17 protein-coding genes are annotated in these 15204 nt (G+C 70.8%); 6 read left to right on the top strand and 11 right to left on the bottom strand.

Translation table 11 applies throughout. From position 1 onward, the window contains the following. Positions 1 to 38: 38 nt before the first annotated feature. The gene (locus tag ACIBAG_RS07060; RefSeq protein WP_399101829.1) at positions 39 to 1187 is read left to right on the top strand and encodes an alkene reductase; all 1149 of its coding nucleotides are present in this window, start codon (positions 39 to 41) and stop codon (positions 1185 to 1187) included. Here ACIBAG_RS07060 and ACIBAG_RS07055 read toward each other — a convergent pair. Genes ACIBAG_RS07055 through ACIBAG_RS07045 form a run of 3 tightly spaced genes read right to left on the bottom strand, consistent with a single transcriptional unit; the run spans position 1118 to position 4007 of the window. Next, positions 1118 to 2326 (bottom strand): dipeptidase, encoded by a 1209-nt coding sequence (locus tag ACIBAG_RS07055; protein ID WP_399101827.1) that lies wholly within the window; start codon positions 2324 to 2326, stop codon positions 1118 to 1120. The two genes, ACIBAG_RS07060 and ACIBAG_RS07055, sit on opposite strands and share 70 nt — an antisense overlap. Before the next feature lie 5 nt (positions 2327 to 2331). Beyond that, a complete protein-coding gene (gene purE / locus ACIBAG_RS07050; protein ID WP_399101824.1) occupies positions 2332 to 2871 on the bottom strand; it encodes a 5-(carboxyamino)imidazole ribonucleotide mutase in 540 nt (179 codons plus the stop codon). Then, positions 2868 to 4007: a 5-(carboxyamino)imidazole ribonucleotide synthase gene (locus tag ACIBAG_RS07045; protein ID WP_399101822.1), complete on the bottom strand. Its 1140-nt coding sequence runs from the start codon at positions 4005 to 4007 to the stop codon at positions 2868 to 2870. Before ACIBAG_RS07045 ends, purE begins: the two co-directional genes overlap by 4 nt. A gap of 174 nt (positions 4008 to 4181) precedes the next feature. Here ACIBAG_RS07045 and ACIBAG_RS07040 point away from each other — a divergent pair, with 174 nt between their 5' ends. After that, the gene (locus tag ACIBAG_RS07040) at positions 4182 to 4769 is read left to right on the top strand and encodes a GtrA family protein (protein ID WP_399101820.1); all 588 of its coding nucleotides are present in this window, start codon (positions 4182 to 4184) and stop codon (positions 4767 to 4769) included. Positions 4770 to 4834: 65 nt separating this feature from the next. Here ACIBAG_RS07040 and ACIBAG_RS07035 read toward each other — a convergent pair whose 3' ends face one another. Together ACIBAG_RS07035 and ACIBAG_RS07030 are read right to left on the bottom strand one after the other, a co-directional pair. Beyond that, positions 4835 to 6109 carry an ATP-binding protein gene (locus ACIBAG_RS07035; protein ID WP_399101818.1) on the bottom strand — a complete coding sequence of 425 codons (1275 nt, stop codon included), beginning with the start codon at positions 6107 to 6109 and terminating at the stop codon, positions 4835 to 4837. Between the two features lie 54 nt (positions 6110 to 6163). After that, positions 6164 to 6841 (bottom strand): response regulator transcription factor, encoded by a 678-nt coding sequence (locus ACIBAG_RS07030; RefSeq protein ID WP_365533383.1) that lies wholly within the window; start codon positions 6839 to 6841, stop codon positions 6164 to 6166. Positions 6842 to 7260: 419 nt separating this feature from the next. On the opposite strand from ACIBAG_RS07030, the gene ACIBAG_RS07025 reads away from it, so the two are divergent. After that, positions 7261 to 8757: an oligopeptide:H+ symporter gene (locus tag ACIBAG_RS07025; RefSeq protein ID WP_399101816.1), complete on the top strand. Its 1497-nt coding sequence runs from the start codon at positions 7261 to 7263 to the stop codon at positions 8755 to 8757. Between the two features lie 76 nt (positions 8758 to 8833). On the opposite strand, the gene ACIBAG_RS07020 is transcribed toward ACIBAG_RS07025, so the two are convergent. Both ACIBAG_RS07020 and ACIBAG_RS07015 read right to left on the bottom strand, forming a co-directional pair. Further along, the gene (locus tag ACIBAG_RS07020; RefSeq protein ID WP_399101814.1) at positions 8834 to 9124 is read right to left on the bottom strand and encodes a DUF397 domain-containing protein; all 291 of its coding nucleotides are present in this window, start codon (positions 9122 to 9124) and stop codon (positions 8834 to 8836) included. Then, positions 9106 to 9948, bottom strand: coding sequence for a helix-turn-helix domain-containing protein (locus ACIBAG_RS07015; protein ID WP_399101812.1), 843 nt, complete (start codon positions 9946 to 9948; stop codon positions 9106 to 9108). The genes ACIBAG_RS07020 and ACIBAG_RS07015 overlap by 19 nt, the downstream gene beginning before the upstream one ends. A gap of 190 nt (positions 9949 to 10138) precedes the next feature. Between ACIBAG_RS07015 and ACIBAG_RS07010 the strand changes: the two genes are divergently transcribed. The 3 genes from ACIBAG_RS07010 to ACIBAG_RS07000 are packed head-to-tail and all read left to right on the top strand — an operon-like array spanning position 10139 to position 10649. Next, a complete protein-coding gene (locus ACIBAG_RS07010; RefSeq protein WP_399101810.1) occupies positions 10139 to 10294 on the top strand; it encodes a hypothetical protein in 156 nt (51 codons plus the stop codon). Beyond that, complete coding sequence (locus ACIBAG_RS07005) at positions 10291 to 10467, top strand: hypothetical protein (RefSeq protein WP_399101808.1); 177 nt, start codon at positions 10291 to 10293, stop codon at positions 10465 to 10467. The genes ACIBAG_RS07010 and ACIBAG_RS07005 overlap by 4 nt, the downstream gene beginning before the upstream one ends. Continuing rightward, complete coding sequence (locus ACIBAG_RS07000) at positions 10464 to 10649, top strand: hypothetical protein (protein ID WP_399101806.1); 186 nt, start codon at positions 10464 to 10466, stop codon at positions 10647 to 10649. The genes ACIBAG_RS07005 and ACIBAG_RS07000 overlap by 4 nt, the downstream gene beginning before the upstream one ends. Positions 10650 to 10720: 71 nt before the next feature. Here ACIBAG_RS07000 and ACIBAG_RS06995 read toward each other — a convergent pair whose 3' ends face one another. Genes ACIBAG_RS06995 through ACIBAG_RS06980 form a run of 4 tightly spaced genes read right to left on the bottom strand, consistent with a single transcriptional unit; the run spans position 10721 to position 14810 of the window. After that, positions 10721 to 12154, bottom strand: a complete 1434-nt coding sequence (locus ACIBAG_RS06995; RefSeq protein ID WP_399101803.1) for a hypothetical protein — start codon at positions 12152 to 12154, stop codon at positions 10721 to 10723. Continuing rightward, a complete protein-coding gene (locus tag ACIBAG_RS06990; protein ID WP_399101971.1) occupies positions 12151 to 13233 on the bottom strand; it encodes a hypothetical protein in 1083 nt (360 codons plus the stop codon). Before ACIBAG_RS06990 ends, ACIBAG_RS06995 begins: the two co-directional genes overlap by 4 nt. A gap of 14 nt (positions 13234 to 13247) precedes the next feature. Beyond that, positions 13248 to 14093 (bottom strand): hypothetical protein, encoded by an 846-nt coding sequence (locus ACIBAG_RS06985; RefSeq protein WP_399101801.1) that lies wholly within the window; start codon positions 14091 to 14093, stop codon positions 13248 to 13250. 30 nt (positions 14094 to 14123) lie between these two features. Then, positions 14124 to 14810, bottom strand: coding sequence for an LPXTG cell wall anchor domain-containing protein (locus ACIBAG_RS06980; protein ID WP_399101799.1), 687 nt, complete (start codon positions 14808 to 14810; stop codon positions 14124 to 14126). Between the last annotated feature and the right edge of the window lie 394 nt (positions 14811 to 15204).

The following is a 15204-nucleotide window of genomic DNA, read 5'->3' as shown; positions in this document are numbered from 1 at the left end:
TTGAATCTGACATTGATGTCAACTTCTACGGTACGGCCATGACACGGACAACCGGCTTTCTGACACCGGCCCGGCTCGGCCGGCTCGAACTTCCCCACCACCTCGTGATGGCACCGCTCACCCGCAACCGAGCGGAGGCCGACGGGACCCCGAGCCCGCTCATGGCCACCCACTACGCCCAGCGCGCCGGCGCAGGACTGATCATCGGCGAGGCCTCGACGCCGAACCCGGTCGGGCAGACGTACCCGAACATCACCGCTATCCACACCGACCGGCACGTGGCCGGGTGGCGGCGGGTGACCGAGGCCGTGCGGGCGGGCGGCGGGCGGATGTTCCTGCAGCTTCAGCACGGCGGGCGGGTGAGCCATCCGCAGACCACGGGCCTGACGCCCGTCGCGCCCTCCTCCGTGCCGCTGCCGGAGACGATCTTCACACCGCGCGGGCGGCTGCCGGCCGTCACCCCTCGGGAGATGACCGCGGACGACATCCGGGCCACCGCCGCCGACTTCGCCGCGGCCGCCCGCCGGGCCGTCGACGCGGGCTTCGAGGGCGTCGAGGTGCACTCGGCCAACGGGCACCTGCTGCACCAGTTCCTCGCCGGGAACACCAACCGCAGGACGGACGGGTACGGCGGGCCGGTGGAGCGGCGGGTGCGGTTCACGGCGGAGGTCACCGAGGCGGTGGCCGACGCGATCGGCGCCGACCGGGTGGGCGTACGGATCTCCCCGGGAAACACCGTCAACGGCATCGAGGAGGACGACACCGACGTCCTCTACCCGGCGCTGGTGGCCCGGCTGCGGGGCCTGGACCTGGCCTATCTGCACCTCGTGCACGCCGACCCGGACACGGCGGTGTACCGGAGGATCCGCGCGGACTGGCCCGGCGTGCTGATCGGCAACCCGGTGCTCCCCGGCCTCACCACCGAGGCCGTCACCCGGGCGGCCACGGAGATGCTGTCCGCCGGCGCCGACCTGGTCGCCCTGGGCAGGCCGTTCCTGGCCAACCCGGACCTGGTCACCCGCCTGCGCCTGGGCGCCCCGCTCAACCCGGTGCGGGACCGGTACCTGATGTACACGGGCGGGGCGACCGGATACACCGACTACCCCGCCCTCGACGATCAGCCGTCCAGTCCGGCCGGTCCGTCCAGTTCCTCGATGGTCGCGTTGGACGGGCCCCGCGTGGCCTGAAGGTCACGGGCCACGTCCTCCGCCGCGCCCAGCACCCGTACGGCGTTCTGCCAGGTCAGCTTGGCCAGGTCGGTCTTGGACCAGCCGCGGTCCAGCAGCTCGGCGAGCAGGTTGGGGTAGCCGGAGACGTCGTTCAGGCCGTCCGGGAGGAAGGCCGTGCCGTCGTAGTCGCCGCCGATGCCGAGGTGGTCGACGCCGACGACCTCGCGCATGTGGTCGAGGTGGTCGGCGACCGTGGACGCCGTGGCGATCGGGCGCGGGTTGCTCTCCTCGAAGGCGCGGTGCACCTTCATCGCCTCGGCGGTGGTCTCGAGGGGGTGGAAGCCGTGGGCGCGCATGTTCTCGTCGGCCGCGGCTGTCCAGTCGACCGCCGCCTGGAGCACGAACTTCGGCACGAACGTCACCATCGCGATGCCGCCGTTGCCGGGGAGGCGCTCCAGGACGTCGTCCGGGATGTTGCGCGGGTGGTCGCAGACCGCGCGGGAGGAGGAGTGGGAGAAGATCACCGGCGCGGTGGAGGTGTCGAGCGCGTCGCGCATCGTCGTGGCCGCCACGTGCGAGAGGTCGACCAGCATGCCCTCGCGGTTCATCTCCCGGACCACCTCGCGGCCGAAGGCCGACAGGCCGCCCACCCGCGGCTCGTCCGTCGCCGAGTCGGCCCACGCGATGTTGTCGTTGTGGGTGAGGGTCATGTAGCGGACGCCGAGCGCGTACAGCGCGCGCAGCGTGGCGAGGGAGTCGGCGATCGAGTGGCCGCCCTCCGCGCCCATGAGGGAGGCGATACGGCCCTCCGCGCGCGCCGCCTCCATGTCCGCGGCCGTCAGCGCGGGGCGCAGGTCGGCCGGGTACCGCGCCAGCAACTGCCGTACGCAGTCGATCTGTTCGAGGGTGGCGCTGACCGCCTTGTCACCGGCGTAGTCCGACCGCACGTACACCGACCAGAACTGCGCGCCCACGCCGCCCTCGCGCAGGCGCGGGATGTCGGTGTGCAGGTGGGCGGCCTGGTCGGTGGCGATGTCGAGGGCGTCGAGGTCGTAGCGGACCTGCTGGCGCAGGGCCCACGGGAGGTCGTTGTGACCGTCGACGACCGGGAACTCACGCAGGAGTTCCCGGGCCGCCCCCAGCGAAGCGGAGGTCATCGGCGTCACTTCCCCGCGCCGAAGCCGAACCCGCCCGCTCCCTCGACCTTGGCGCGCAGCCGCTTGCCCTTCTCGGTGGCCTGGTCGTTCAGGTCCTGCTGGAATTCGCGCATCCGCTGCAGCAGCTCCTCGTCGTGGGCGGCGAGGATGCGGGCGGCGAGCAGACCGGCGTTGCGGGCGCCGGCGACCGAGACGGTGGCGACGGGGACGCCGGCCGGCATCTGCACGATCGACAGCAGGGAGTCCATGCCGTCGAGGTACTTCAGCGGGACGGGGACGCCGATGACCGGGAGCGGGGTGACGGAGGCGAGCATGCCGGGCAGGTGGGCGGCGCCTCCCGCCCCCGCGATGATCACCTTCAGCCCGCGCTCGGCCGCCTGCTCGCCGTACGTGACCATCTCGCGCGGCATACGGTGCGCCGAGACGACGTCGACCTCGTAGTCGATCTCGAACTCGTCGAGGGCCTGGGCGGCGGCCTCCATGACGGGCCAGTCGGAGTCCGAACCCATGACGATGCCCACGACGGGGCCGGCAGCGCTGCTCATTCGGTGATCGTGCCTCTCAGGTAGCCGGCAGCGTGACGGGCGCGCTCCAGCACGTCGTCGAGGTCGTCGCCGTAGGTGTTGACGTGACCGACCTTGCGGCCGGGCTTCACGTCCTTGCCGTACATGTGGATCTTGAGCTGGGGGTCGCGGGCCATGCAGTGCAGGTACGCGGAGTACATGTCCGGGTAGTCGCCGCCGAGGACGTTGACCATGACCGTCCACTTGGCGCGCGGGCGCGGGTCGCCGAGGGGGAGGTCGAGGACCGCGCGGACGTGGTTGGCGAACTGGGACGTCATCGCCCCGTCCTGGGTCCAGTGGCCCGAGTTGTGCGGGCGCATCGCGAGCTCGTTGACGAGGATGCGGCCGTCGCGGGTCTGGAACAGCTCGACGGCGAGGTGGCCGACGACGCCGAGTTCCTTGGCGATGGTCAGGGCCATCTCCTCGGCCTTGAGGGCGAGGGTCCGGTCGAGGTCGGGGGCGGGCGCGATGACGGTGTCGCAGACGCCGTTGACCTGCTGGGACTCGACCACCGGGTACGCGACTGCCTGGCCGTGCGGGGACCGTACGACGTTGGCGGCGAGCTCGCGGACGTAGTCGACCTTCTCCTCGGCGAGGACCGGGACGCCGGCCTTGAACGGCTCGGCGGCCTCCTCCACGGAGTCGACGACCCAGACGCCCTTGCCGTCGTAGCCACCGCGGACGGTCTTGAGGACGACCGGGAAGCCGTCGCCCTCGTCCGCGAACGCGGCCACGTCGGCCGGGTCGCTCACGATGCGGTGCCGTGGGCACGGCACGCCGATCGAGTCGAGTTTCGCGCGCATCACCCCCTTGTCCTGGGCGTGCACCAGCGCGTCGGGGCCCGGGCGGACGGGGATGCCGTCCGCCTCCAGGGCCCTTAGGTGCTCGGTGGGTACGTGTTCGTGATCGAAGGTGATCACATCGCAACCGCGCGCGAACTCGCGCAGCGTGTCCAGGTCGCGATAGTCGCCGATGACGACATCGCTGACGACCTGCGCCGCGGAATCCTGAGGGGTGTCACTGAGGAGCTTGAACCTGATGCCCAGCGGGATGCCTGCCTCGTGTGTCATACGAGCGAGCTGGCCCCCGCCGACCATGCCGACTACCGGGAACGTCACGTGCCTAGGGTATCGGCCGTCCCGAGTGCCCCTCTTACCGGAGTTTTCCGGGTCTCTTTCCCAAGTGTTCCCGACCTATGAGCTTGCGCACAGGCAATCGAGGAGGGGGGTGGTTAGCATGGCTGGGTTGACGAAAACCGTCCGACGAATCGACCGACAGGAGCCTTCACGACCATGGGACGTGGTTCCTCGGGGCTTCATGCGGCGCCTCCGGTACCCCGCAGTGCCGTTCGGCAGCGCTTCGACCGGCTGGTGCGTGAGGTCGCCAAGTTCGGGGCGGTGGGGGGAGCGGGGCTCCTGGTCAACCTCCTCGTGTTCAACCTGGTGCGGCATGTGACCGACCTCCAGGTGGTGCGGGCGAGCGTCATCGCGACGGTCGTCGCGATCATCTTCAACTACCTCGGCTTCCGGTACTTCACGTACCGGGACCGCGACAAGAGTCGCCGTACGACGGAACTGGGTCTGTTCCTGCTGTTCAGCGTGGTCGGCCTGGTGATCGAGAACGGCGTGCTGTACGCGGCGACGTACGGCTTCGGCTGGGACAGCCCGCTGCAGAGCAACATCTTCAAGTTCCTCGGTATCGGGGTCGCGACGCTGTTCCGGTTCTGGTCGTACCGGACGTGGGTGTTCCGGGCGTTGCCCTCGGAGGAGCCGGCGGTGGCAGCGGCGACGGGTGGCGCGGAATCGTTCCTGGACGCGCGTGAGCCTGCGCCGCGGAGGCCTGCGGCGCCTGAGCGGCGGGTCGGGCAGCGGGTGGGCTGAAAGGTCCCGGCTGAGATGCACGGACCCGGCGTTGAGCCCTCCGGCATGCCTGCCTGAGCGCATACCTATCTGACTGTCGGCCCCGAATCCTGCGTCTGCTTCTTCGGTGGCGGCGTGCGGGACAGGAACAGGGCGATCACCGGGGGCTTGGTCTGGAGCATTTCCAGGCGGCCGCCGTCCGCCTCTGCCAGGTCGCGGGCCACCGCGAGTCCGATGCCCGTGGAGTTGCGGCCGCTGATGGCGCGTTCGAAGATGCGGGCGCCGAGGTCGGCCGGGATGCCCGGGCCCTCGTCGGTGATCTCGATGACCGCCTGGTTGCCGGTGACGCGGGTGCGCAGGGCGACCGTGCCGCCGCCGTGCATGAGCGAGTTCTCGATCAGGGCCGCCAGGACCTGGGCCACCGCGCCCGGCGTGCCCACCGCCTCCAGGTGCCGCTTGCCCGAGGTGACGATCGCCCGCCCCGCGCTGCGATACGCCGGCCGCCACTCCGCCAGCTGCTGCTGGATGACCTCGTCGAGGTCGAAGGTGACGGCGGAGCCGTTGCGTGGGTCGCGGGAGTTGGTGAGGAGGCGTTCGACGACGTCGGTGAGGCGTTCCACCTGTGTCAGGGCGATGGTCGCCTCCTCCTTCACCGTGTCGGGATCGTCGGTGAGGGTGATCTCCTCCAGGCGCATGGAGAGTGCCGTGAGGGGGGTGCGGAGCTGGTGGGAGGCGTCGGCGGCCAGGCGGCGTTCCGCCGTCAGCATGCGCGCGATGCGCTCGGCCGAGGAGTCCAGGACGTCCGCCACCCGGTCCAGCTCCGGGACCCCGTACCGCTTGTGCCGGGGGCGCGGGTCGCCCGAGCCGAGGCGTTCCGCGGTCTCGGCGAGGTCCGTGAGCGGGGAGGCCAGGCGGTTCGCCTGCCGTACCGCCAGCAGGACCGCCGCGATCACCGCGAGCAGCGCCACCGCCCCGATGATCAGCAGCGTACGGCCGACCTCCCGCGTCACCGACGAGCGCGGCTCCTGGACGGTGACCGTCTCGCCCTCCTCGCCCGTCTCCTTGGCGCTGATGACGTCTCCGGTCGGCTTGGAGCCCACCTCGATCACCGGCTTGCCGGGGATGCGGATCTCGGCGTAACGGTCCCCCTGGAGCTGGTCCCGCAGCACCGAGGCGTCCACGGTCTCGTCCCCGAGCAGCCGGCTGTCCACGATGCTGACCAGCCGGACCGCCTCGGTGTCGACCCGCTCCTGCGCGGTGCTGGTGATCGTCCGCGTCTCGACGATGACGAGGGACACACCGAAGACGGCGATGACGACGAGAACGACAGCGAGGGTGGACTGGATCAGTCGACGGCGCATGTCCTGTTGCTACTTACTACTTATCTGTACTCGGCCCGTACGGTCCTCAACGGCTCAGCTCTTCTCGAAACGGAAGCCCACACCACGCACCGTCGCGATGTACCGAGGGTTCGCCGCGTCGTCGCCGAGCTTCTTCCGCAGCCACGAGATGTGCATGTCGAGCGTCTTGGTCGACGACCACCAGGTCGTGTCCCAGACCTCCCGCATCAGCTGGTCCCGGGTGACCACCCGCCCGGCGTCCCGCACCAGCACCCGCAGCAGGTCGAACTCCTTCGCCGTGAGCTGGAGCTCCTCGTCCCCCATCCACGCCCGGTGCGACTCGACGTCGATCCGCACCCCGTGGGTGGCGGGCGGCTGCTGCGGTTCGGCGGCGCCGCGCCGGAGCAGGGCCCGGACCCGCGCCAGCAGCTCGGCGAGCCGGAACGGCTTGGTGACGTAGTCGTCGGCGCCCGCGTCCAGGCCGACAACGGTGTCCACCTCGTCGGCGCGGGCGGTCAGGATGAGGATCGGCACGGTGTGCCCGTCGGCACGCAGCCGGCGGGCCACTTCGAGGCCGTCCATGCCGGGCAGACCGAGGTCCAGCACGACCAGATCGATACCGCCCTGCATTCCAGCGTCGAGTGCGGTGGGGCCGTCCTCCCGCACCTCGACCTCGTACCCTTCCCGGCGCAGTGCGCGGGCCAGCGGCTCCGAAATGGACGCGTCGTCCTCGGCGAGCAGTACACGGGTCATGAGCTGATGGTAGTCCGCTCCGGACAAGAGCCGGGGTGTGATCGCAGGCCTTGATTCTTACCGGCCTTTGACCGCTCTCTTACCTTCGCCCGCTGTGGTACAGACCTATGCCTACGAGGTGCGATCCTGGAAAGGACCTTGGAAAGGGTGCCTGCGGTTCCCCCGACACCTGTGATCCCTGTCTCAAGTCCTTCCATATCCGGCCGTGTCCTGCCGTATGGTGACTCTACGCCTGTAGCACTGCGGGGACCTTTGGCGGTAGTTGACGCCGAAGGTCTCTTTTATGTGCGGATCAGTGTGCGGATCAAAAGGAATGACCTGTGGCCGGGCGGCCGACGTACCCGCCGGAGCCGGCCGCTCCCCCACCGGGCGCGCCACCGTTCAACCTCGGTGCGCGTCCCGACCAGCAAGGATCGACCATGGCGTCCAGCCTGACGAAGGACTCGGCCCGCCCGGGCACCCCCGGCTCCGAGAAGACCTTCTTCGGCCACCCCCGCGGACTGGCCACTCTCTTCATGACCGAGATGTGGGAGCGCTTCTCCTACTACGGCATGAGGGCTCTGCTCCCGCTGTACCTGGTCGCTCCGGGCGGCCTGCACCTCGACGCGGCGACCGCGACCGCGATCTACTCGGTGTACGTGTCGCTGGTGTACCTGCTCGCCATGCCCGGCGGCTGGTTCGGCGACCGCGTCTGGGGCCCCCGCAAGACCGTCGCCATCGCGGGCGGCATCATCATGCTCGGCCACCTCACGCTGGCCCTGCCCGCCTCGGGCACCTTCTACGCCGGTCTCGGCCTGGTCGCCATCGGCTCGGGTCTGCTGAAGGCCAACATCTCCACGATGGTCGGCCACCTCTACGACGGCCCGGACGACCCGCGCCGCGACGGCGGCTTCACCGTCTTCTACATGGGCATCAACCTCGGCGCCTTCGCCGCGCCGCTGGTCATCGGCACCATCGGTGAGAGCGTCAACTGGCACCTCGGCTTCGCGCTCGCCGCGCTGGGCATGGCGCTGGGTCTCGCCCAGTTCCTGATCGGCTCCCGCCACCTCGCCGAGCGCTCCAGCGTCGTCCCGACGCCGCTGTCCGCCGAGGAGAAGTCCTCCACCCTGCGCAAGGCCGCGATCTGGGCCGGTATCGCGGTCGTCTTCTACGCGATCGTCGGCTTCTCCGGCAGCTACACGCTGAACTGGATCCTGGTTCCGCTGACCCTGCTCGGCGTGATCATCCCGACCCTCGTCCTGGTCCGCATCAAGCGCGACAAGGACCTGGACCGCACCGAGCAGAAGTCGATGTCCGCGTACATCTGGTTCTTCGTCGCCGCGGCCGTGTTCTGGATGATCTACGACCAGGGCGGCTCGACCCTGTCGATCTTCGCCGACTCCTCCGCCGAGAACAGCGTCCTCGGCTGGGACTTCCCGGTCTCCTGGTACCAGTCGGTCAACCCGGTCCTGATCATGGCCCTGGCCCCGGTCTTCGCCTGGTTCTGGCTCGCGCTGAACCGGCGCGGCAAGGAGCCGAGCACGATCGTCAAGTTCGCCTCGGGTCTGGTCCTGGTCGGCGCGTCCTTCTTCCTCTTCCTGGCCCCGCTGTCGATCGCCGAGGGCGGTCACAAGGCGGCGGCGATGTGGCTGGTGGCGATCTACTTCACGCAGACCGTGGGTGAGCTGCTGCTCTCCCCGGTGGGTCTGTCGGTGACGACGAAGATGGCCCCCGCGAAGTACGCCTCCCAGATGATGGGCGTCTGGTTCCTGGCGGTCACCGCCGGTGACGCCACGACCGGCCTGCTCTCCATCGCCGGGGTCGACCTCAACAAGACGAGCGTGGTGGCCATGGAAGCCACGCTCGCCGTGGTCGCCGGTGTGGCGGTGTGGATGTACCGCAAGAAGGTCAAGGCGCTCATGGGCGGCGTGCACTAACGCCTGCGGCTGAGCGGAACCGACGGAGGCCGTCGCACCGAGGGTGGTGCGACGGCCTCCGGCTTTTCGGGTCAGCTCAGTTCGGCAGTTCGCCGCGTCGTACGGCCGTGACGAAGGAGGCCCACGCGGTCGCCGGGAGGATCAGGGCGGGGCCGTGGGGGGTCTTCGAGTCGCGGACGGGGACGAGGGGGGCGGGGATGTTGTCGGCGACTTCGAGGCAGTTACCGCCGTCGGGGTTGCTGTAGCTGCTCTTGCGCCACGAGGTCCCGGCCAGAAGGTCGTCGGAGACTTCGACGCACTCGCCACCGTCCGGATTGCTGTAGCTGCTCTTGCGCCACGTCACGCCGGTCAGGTCGATGGATCGCACGGTGCTTCCTCCAGCATCTGCCCGATGAACTTCAGCGACTCAGCCGGTGACAGCGCCAGGTCGCGCATCGAATCGTACGCACGTTGCAGCCGCTCAACCTCCCTGTTCTCCTCGACCAGTTCGCCGTGGTACGCGGTCTCGGTATAGGCGACCGTTCGCCCCTCGGGCATCCGCAGGAACATCACGGCGGTGCCCACCAAGCCGTGCAGCCCGGCCCCCAGCGGCAGCACCTGAAGCGTGACGTGCGGGCGTTCTGCCACCTCTGCCAGATGTTCGAGCTGCTCCCGCCAGGCCTTGGCGTCCCGCAACGGCGTGCGCAACACAGCCTCGGACAGGATGCTGCGGAACGTCGGCGCGTCCTCCCCCAGCAGCAGCGCGCGGCGGCCGACGCGTGCCTCCACTTGCTGGGCCAATTCTTCGCCCTTGATGCCGCCCGTCGCGAGCACCTCACTCGCGTAGCCATCCGACTGAAGCAGGCCCGGCAGGATGCTCACTGCGAAGTGCCACAAGCTGACCGCCTCGGCCTCCAGCAGCATGTACCGGCGGTACTGCTCCTTGAACCGCGCCGGATCTGCGACCGCCAGTTCCCACAACGCCAGCAACAGCCCCGGTGTCCCGTAGTACTCGTCCAGCGCCTGCGCCATCTCGGGGCTCCCCAGCGTCTGGCCCCGCTCCAGCTTGCCGAGCATCGACCAGTCCCAGCCCAGTTCCGCCGCAAGTTCCCGCAGACTGACCCCTTTCCGCTCACGCAGCGCCCGTACCTCCTCCGCGAACCGTCGTCGCGGCTCATGGCTGCGACTCGTCACCCTCCGTCGCTGCGGCACCCTGTTTCCCCCTCCGCCCGGCTGTGGAATTTGTGGAATTTGGCGAGCCGAGCGTGGAACTAGCGCGTCCCAACAGCCTTTTCGCGTCCCGGGCACGGCATGCTCGTATCTACACCTGGACACGCAGCGTAATCCAGCGAATGCGCACTGCACAGGCGTTCCCAGGAACGCGAACCTCAAGGAGTGAGCCATGACGCCGACGACGCTCCCCCGCGTCCCCCGTCTCCCCCGCCGTACGCGCCCGAACCGCTCGGCCGCCGCCTGGACGCCGCCCGGCGGCTGGGCGCCGCCGACTCCCGCCGTGCTGCGTGCGCTGGAGGCGGCGCTCGCGCGGTGGTCGGCGTGAGCACGCGTCCGGCGTGGACGGCGGCGCCCCCACCGCCGCCCGCCTGTGACGTGTGCGGAGCGTTACTGGCGCAGCGGGACGCGGCGCGAGAGGCGGGCCGGACCGCCGAAGCCGACGTCTACGAACGGGAGTTGCGGGAGCACTGGAGCGTCGGAAAGGGGTGTGCGCCGTGACCGAGCAGTCGCCGTATCCCTCCTTCGACGTGAGCCGCTCGCCCAAACCCGTGGACAACTGCGATTCCTGCCGGGACCTCGCGGCGAAGCGGGCCGCCGCACGCAGGGCGTACGACCACAGCGCGGTGGCCGACGCGAACGTACTGATGCGCACGCATCTGCGGCTGGACCACGGGATGTGACGAGGAGATGCCGGACCCTGCTCGGAGATGTCCGGGAGCAGGGTCCGTACCGCCTGTCGAAAGGGCGGGCGCTAGCGAACGCGACGCCCGGGCATGAACGTGAACACCGCTCCCCCGAGCAGCAGCGCCGTCCCCGCCACCAGCCCCAGCGCCTTCAGCGCCCCCTGGTCCTCCGCACCCGTCGCCGCCAAGCCGCCGTCCGTCGACGAGCCTCCGGCGGAACCGGAACCTCCCGCCGAACCGCCGGCTGACCCGCCGGAGGCCCCGCTCGCCTGCTCGGTCGTGTCCAGGGTCAGCGAGACCTCCGTCCTGGCCGGTGTGCAGGTCGTGGTCGTGCCGAGGGCCTCGATCGTCAGCACACCCGGCGACAACGTCGACTCCCCGCTCGCACCCGGCTTGTACGTGCCCGTGAGGTCGGGGATCTCGATCGGGTCGCCCGCCTTGATGTCCTCGGAGTTGGTCGGGCCCTCGACGTGAACCGTGCCCTTGTCCGCACCGCCGAGGACGACCTCCATGGACGGCTTGACCGAGTCCTTGGGGATGTCGGCGGGGCTGTCCATCACCGACTTCTTGAACTGGACCGTCAGGTCGAAGTTCCCGCCGTTCTTCTTGGCGTTGATCTGGACCGGCGAGGTGGCGTTCTTGTCGCCGATGGGCGTCTTGCACTCGTACGGGACCTCGACCTCCTTGCCCGTGAAGTCGGTCTGGCCGCCGTCACCGCCTCCGCTGCCGCCACCGGTGTTCGAGCCACCGGAGTCCCCGCCGGTCTCGCTCTCACTCGGCGTCGGACCCGTGGGCGTCGGGTCCGACGTACCCGTCGGCAGCCCCGTGGGCAGATCGGTCGGCACACCCGTCGGCAGCGTCGGCACGACCGTCGGCAGCCCTCCCGTCGTACCGCCCGAGCCCCCGCCCGCGTCCGTCACCTTGATCGTCGCCGCCGGCTTCACCGTCTCCTTGGGCGTGCACTTGGTGTCCGTCGAGATCGGCTTGTTGACGTTGATGTTGTACGCGCCCGGCGTCAGCGTCACCTCGCCCGGCGCCGTCAGCTTCAGCTTGCCCTTCATGTCGGACAGCTTCATGTCGGTGTTCTTGGGGATCGGCGGGTTCTGGCGCGGCCCCTGCATCGCGATGTCCGCCGTCTGCGCACCGGCCGCCTTGAGGGTGCCCGTCGGCTGGACCGTGTTCGCCTCCAGGTCGAGGATGTTCGGGTTCTTGGACGCCGCCTGGACGAACTTCCAGACCACCTCCACCTCGTCGCCGACCTTCGCCTCGGCGGGCGCGATGATCTCCACCTTGGTCGTGCCCTGGACCGGCGGCAGCCCGGAGATCGCGGGCGGGATGCACTCGGTCGCGTACGCCACCTCGGCGGCCTGCGCGGGAGCTGCGGCCACGCCGAGCAGCACGCCCGCACCGCCGAGCATCAGGGCGGCGCCCGCCGCGGTCGCTCTCCGAGGGCGTGGGGGGCTCCACGGCCCGACCGGTGTGACTCTCCTTCGCTTGCTCACGGGGGTCCCTTCCTGGTGGGAGTCGTAGGACTCGTCGGGCTGTCGTCGTGCGGTGCGGAGAGCCGACCGGCCGTGCCCGGGTCGTTGTCCGGGGCGAACCACGGCAGGGTCGAGGGTGCGGGCGAGGCGTGCCTCGCCTCCGCCCGGGGCTTCAGCCCCGGGATGCGCAGGGCCGCCTCGGGCATACGGAAGCCTCGGCGGCGGGACGTCTGCCGGGGCCGTACCCGGTCCACCACCGCCATCCCGACGCGGAACAGCGCCGCCGGTACGACCAGGCAGACCAGGACCCAGAACAGCGTCACGCCCCAGGGCCGGCCCACGCCCCAGGCCTGTTCGGCCATCACCTTGCCGCCGTACTTCAGGGAGACCGTGTAGTCGCCGTGCGCCCCGGCGGCGAGCTCGACCGGCAGTTCGATACGAGCCTTTCCGCCCGGCCGGATCGTGCCGCGCCACTGCTGTTCCTGCCACTCGGGGGCGAACACGCCGTGGGAGGTGCCGACCTGGAAGACCGGGTTCCGCACCGCCGAGGTGCCGACGTTGCCCACGGTGAAGACGAGCGTCCGGGCCGGCGGTGCGCCGAACCAGGTGAGCAGGCCGTCGGAGCCGTCGAGGCGGGTGTCGGTGAGGACCGACAGGCGTCCGCCCGCCGGTTCCGCCGGGAGCGGCTCGACCGCGTGTCCGGCCACCTGGAAGATCGCGTCCGCCTCGGCCTTCGCTCCGGTGACCGTCGCCACGTGCACCACGCACGGGCACGGCACGGGCGGCTCGGCCACCGGCAGCTTCCGGCTGAACCGCCCCTCGGCGTCCGTCGTCACGGCCCTGCCGTCCGCGTTGGCGCAGGAGTTGGTGCCGCCGGTGACGCCGGTCGACGGCACGGACTGGCCGCAGATCAGGAGCATCAGCAGCGCCTTCGGCCGCCAGCCGTCGCCGGTCACGGTGATCGAGCCGCCCGTCCCCGCCTGGGACTTGGAGAGCTTCACGGTGGGCGGGTCGGCTGCCATGGCGGGGGTCGTCGCCGACAGCAGCGCCAGCACGGACAGCACCGACAGCACGGCCGCCACAGCCGGCGACACCGACATCCGCACCCTGCCGTTCACGTCCCCGCTCCCGTCAACTCGCGCTGCTTGTCCAGCGGTTCGGCCTCGGGCTCCCCGCCGTCGTACGGCCTGCGCCGCCTGCGACGCCGTACGACGAACAAAGCGCCCAGCCCCGCCGCCCCCGCGCACCCCACGCCCCCTGCCAGAGCGCCCCATGGCACGAACCGCGCCGACACCTGTGCCGTGTCGCCCGCCCCGGCCGCCGCCGTCACCGTCAGCCGTACGTCGACCGCGTCGAGCGCGGGGTGGTCGGGCCACGGCTCGGTGAGCCTGGTGCGGCTGCCCGGCGGCAGGTCGACGGGGAGGGTGCGCGGGGCGCGGTCGAGGACCGGACCGAAGACGCCGTCGGCGTGGACGGCCAGCCTCGGGGTGAGGGGCGTCGTACCGCGGTTGACCAGCTCGTACGCGATACGGTCGCCGGTCACCGTCACGCGCTCGACGGTCAGCGCCGACAGCTCCGGGACGGTGACCCGCAGGTGGACCCGCACGCGCCGCTGCGCCCCGTCCGTGTCGCGGGCGACGATCTCGACGGCGCGGTCGGCGGCCGGGACGGTCACCGTGAAGGGAACGTCGGCGCGGGTGCGGGCGGGGACGCGTACGGTGCCGTCCGCGAAGGTGACGCCGGGGGCGTGCAGCCGGACCGTGAGCGGTTCGCCGCCCGGGTTGGTCACGGACACCGTGTCCTGCAGGACCGTCCCCGCCGGGCCCTCGCCGTAGACGGACGGCCGCCCCCCGCCCGAGGGCGCGAGGGACCACCCGTCGGCGGCGGCCGCCGCGGGGGCCGGCGCCGACAGGAACGCGAGCAGCAGGGACAGGAACAGGACACGGACGGCTGACGACATCGGCGGCTCCAGCGGTCGGACGAGAACAGGTCAGCGGCGTACCGTCTGCCCCCTGCGCGTCAGCCACAGCGCGCCCGCCGCGCCCGCGAGCAGGACCGTGCCGCCGAGGGTGCCGAGGGCGATCGCCGAGTCCTCGGGGCCGGTCTGCGGGAGCTCGGCACCGGAGCCGGAGCCGGACTGCGTGCCGCCGCCGGAACCGCCGCCGCCCGCCGCCGTCACGTCGAGGGTCAGCGAAGGGCCGGGGCTGTTGGTCGGTGTGCACGTGGTGGTCGTGCCGAGCGCCTTGATGGTGAGGACGCCCGCGGTGAAGGTGACCTTGCCGGTCTTCTTCGGGGTGTACGTGCCCGTCAAGTCATTGATCTTGATGGGGGTGTTGGCGGGAATCGCCTCCTGGTTGGCGGGCCCGGTGACGGACAGGGTGCCGCTGTCGGCGCCGCCCAGCTTGATGGTGGCGCTCGGGTTCATCGCGCCCTTGCCCAGCTCGACCGGGCTGGACGAGACGCCCTTCTGCCACGACATGGTGATCTTGTAACCGCTGCCGCTCTTGACGCCCTTGATGTCGATGGGCGAGACGGCGCTCTTGTCGCCGATCGGCGTCTTGCAGGCGTAGTTGACGTCGACGACCTCGGCCCGGGCCGCGGGGGCGGCCATCAGCACCGCCGATCCGGCCAGGGCCGCGACGGTGGCGAGCGCGGCGGTTCGCTTCTGCTTCGACACGGTCCCCTCTTTCCTGACGGCACATCAGATCGGCCGTCAAGGTACGCCCGGGGCCCTGAGGAAGGAAGACACGGCGCACGCCGGAGTTGTGGCGATCCGGCGCGCACCGAGTGGAGGAGGTGACCCTCGGTAACTCAGGGTCAGACCGGGCGCAGCACTTCAGGGAGCCCCCATCGCCGCAGCACCTCGGGGACCTCGACGGTGCCGTCGGCCCGCTGGTGCTGCTCCAGGATCGCGGGCAGCAGGCGGCTGGTGGCTGGGCCGCGGCTTCAAGCTCCCATCGTCCGCCCGGAGGGCGGGCTCCGCGGCGTCTGGTGCGTGCGATCGCAAGGCGCCGGAGCGCCCGCGTGGCGGAGCCACGTGGGCGTTTCGGCAACGGGAACCGATTTTCCGG

Origin of the sequence: Streptomyces sp. NPDC051243, assembly GCF_044455405.1 — a bacterium.
Taxonomy (GTDB): Bacteria; Actinomycetota; Actinomycetes; order Streptomycetales; family Streptomycetaceae; genus Streptomyces.
The sequence above is the reverse complement of the archived record's forward strand: the minus strand, read 5'-3'. Positions and strand labels throughout refer to the sequence as shown.

Excerpts from the sequence above, each read along its gene's own strand:
- ACIBAG_RS07025 (WP_399101816.1), top strand. The coding sequence starts at position 7,261 with ATGGCGTCCAGCCTGACGAAGGACTCGGCCCGCCCGGGCACCCCCGGC.
- ACIBAG_RS07010 (WP_399101810.1), top strand. The coding sequence starts at position 10,139 with ATGACGCCGACGACGCTCCCCCGCGTCCCCCGTCTCCCCCGCCGTACG.
- ACIBAG_RS06985 (WP_399101801.1), bottom strand. The coding sequence starts at position 14,093 with ATGTCGTCAGCCGTCCGTGTCCTGTTCCTGTCCCTGCTGCTCGCGTTC.
- ACIBAG_RS07055 (WP_399101827.1), bottom strand. The coding sequence starts at position 2,326 with ATGACCTCCGCTTCGCTGGGGGCGGCCCGGGAACTCCTGCGTGAGTTC.
- ACIBAG_RS07030 (WP_365533383.1), bottom strand. The coding sequence starts at position 6,841 with ATGACCCGTGTACTGCTCGCCGAGGACGACGCGTCCATTTCGGAGCCG.
- ACIBAG_RS07060 (WP_399101829.1), top strand. The coding sequence starts at position 39 with ATGACACGGACAACCGGCTTTCTGACACCGGCCCGGCTCGGCCGGCTC.
- ACIBAG_RS06990 (WP_399101971.1), bottom strand. The coding sequence starts at position 13,233 with ATGTCGGTGTCGCCGGCTGTGGCGGCCGTGCTGTCGGTGCTGTCCGTG.
- ACIBAG_RS07035 (WP_399101818.1), bottom strand. The coding sequence starts at position 6,109 with ATGCGCCGTCGACTGATCCAGTCCACCCTCGCTGTCGTTCTCGTCGTC.
- ACIBAG_RS07040 (WP_399101820.1), top strand. The coding sequence starts at position 4,182 with ATGGGACGTGGTTCCTCGGGGCTTCATGCGGCGCCTCCGGTACCCCGC.
- purE (WP_399101824.1), bottom strand. The coding sequence starts at position 2,871 with ATGAGCAGCGCTGCCGGCCCCGTCGTGGGCATCGTCATGGGTTCGGAC.